This window comes from Eudoraea sp., assembly GCF_049665975.1.
In the GTDB taxonomy this organism is placed as follows: domain Bacteria; phylum Bacteroidota; class Bacteroidia; order Flavobacteriales; family Flavobacteriaceae; genus Eudoraea.
The window spans coordinates 1-1928 of sequence record NZ_JBATGR010000352.1 but is presented as its reverse complement, the minus strand read 5'-3'; the positions used below and the strand labels follow the sequence as shown (position 1 = coordinate 1928).

At 36.3% G+C, this 1928-nt stretch carries 2 protein-coding genes; one reads left to right on the top strand and one right to left on the bottom strand.

Annotated elements, in window-relative coordinates:
- The coding region (locus tag WBN20_RS12120; RefSeq protein WP_424281869.1) for an asparagine synthase-related protein at positions 1-470 on the bottom strand (470 nt) is incomplete at its 3' end.
- Between the two features lie 285 nt (positions 471-755).
- Between WBN20_RS12120 and WBN20_RS12115 the strand changes: the two genes are divergently transcribed.
- Complete coding sequence (locus WBN20_RS12115; RefSeq protein WP_424270942.1) at positions 756-1739, top strand: fasciclin domain-containing protein; 984 nt, start codon at positions 756-758, stop codon at positions 1737-1739.
- The last annotated feature ends 189 nt before the right edge of the window (positions 1740-1928 follow it).

Below are 1928 nucleotides of genomic sequence, written 5' to 3'. Positions count from 1 at the left end.
AAAAAGTAGGATTGATCTTTGTTATCATCTACCCCTGCTAATAGTCTGTAAGTGGCAGACCCATTAGCGTTCAAAATTTCCCCTTTTCTGCAATAATGTCCTGTAGCCACGTAATCTGCTCCCAATTGTAATGCAATCTTCAGGAAAACATCAAACTTAATTTCACGATTGCATAACACATCAGGATTGGGGGTTCTTCCTTTTTCATACTCCCGAAACATATAATCTACAATACGTTCCTTGTATTCTTTGCTCAAATCTACCGTTTGAAAAGGAATTCCTAATTTCTCAGCAACAATCAATGCATCATTGCTATCTTCCAACCATGGACATTCTTTGGAAATGGTCACAGAATCATCATGCCAGTTTTTCATAAAAAGGCCTATAACATCATATCCCTGTTCTTTTAAGAGATATGCTGCCACACTAGAGTCTACGCCTCCCGAAAGTCCTACAACTACTTTTTTCATACTTGCTAAAGAGCAGCAAAATTACAAAATTTGATTATTATTCTTGCTAAGACAAAAAGGTGCTGCACTAAATTCATTTTCAAAAACGTTACAATATTAAGTATAAGAGCAATGTTTTTGTATATTTTCAAAATTCAGTACCCTATAAATTGGAGAAGAACAGCCGGGTTTATAGTCCGAAATATTAATTTTAATTGAATATTAAAATTATCCTAAAGTTAATTAGTCATAAAAAATGATACCAAAAAATATTGCATTTTTATACAACATTTAAAAAAACGAATTATGAGAAAGTACCCAATTGTTAAACATTTCCTTATTTTAACCCTTTTGGCCATGGCCGTTATGTCTTGCAATAATGATGACAATGGCGGTTCCCAATCGGGAGAAAACATTGTTGAAATTGCAATGGCTAACCCAAATTTATCCACTTTGGTTGAGGCACTGGAAATTACAAATTTAGTAACTGCCCTTGAAGGCCCTGGTCCTTTCACGGTTCTTGCGCCTACAAATGCTGCCTTTGACCTATTTTTAGCTACCGGAAATTTTGCCAGTATTAATGATGTTCCTGTTCCCGTTTTAGAACAATTACTGCTTAATCATGTATTAAGTTCACAAATAAATATAGCAAATTTTGAAACTCTTGCCAGGAATTATTCAGAGACCCTGGCAGACGGGCCAACCGATGGCACAAAGCTCTCCCTTTATTTCGATGCCACTGGTGCTGCAATAGAATTTAATGGCGCTTCTAACGTAGTCGACGGGGATGTACTCGCATCAAATGGCGTTGTTCATACTGTTGACACGGTTATAGATTTCCCGACATTGATGACTTTTATAACTAACGATATTAATTTTGAACAGTTGACTACGGCTTTAACCACTGCAACCCCAGCTACCGATTTTGAAGCGCTTCTTTCAGGTACAGGACCATTTACTGTATTTGCCCCTGCCGAAATTGCATTTGATGAGCTGCTTGCAACAAATCCGGATTGGAACACTGTAGACGACATTGAAGAGGATTTGTTAACGGCGGTGCTCCAGCATCATGTTAGCAATGGCAATCTTCGTTCCGAGGATATTACAGATGCATCAACCGCTGCAACCCTGGAAGGTGACGATATTACATTTTCATTATCGCTTGGTATAATATCAATCACAGATGGTTCCGGAAATTCAGATATTGTTTTAGCAGTAGCTGATATACAGGCTGCAAATGGCGTCATGCACCTTATTACTAAAGTAATGATTCCGGATACGACCAATTAAGCTTCTGTCAGAATAAAAAGTTAATCATTTTAAACTGCCGATTTCGCGGCAGTTTTTTTATGCTCCAAAACTTAAAACAACAAAATGTTTTACATATAATGTTATATTACTATTATCTTATATTAAACAAAAGCAACCATTTAATTACTTCCACATCCTTAATTTGAATTATTCAAATTATGCTTATAT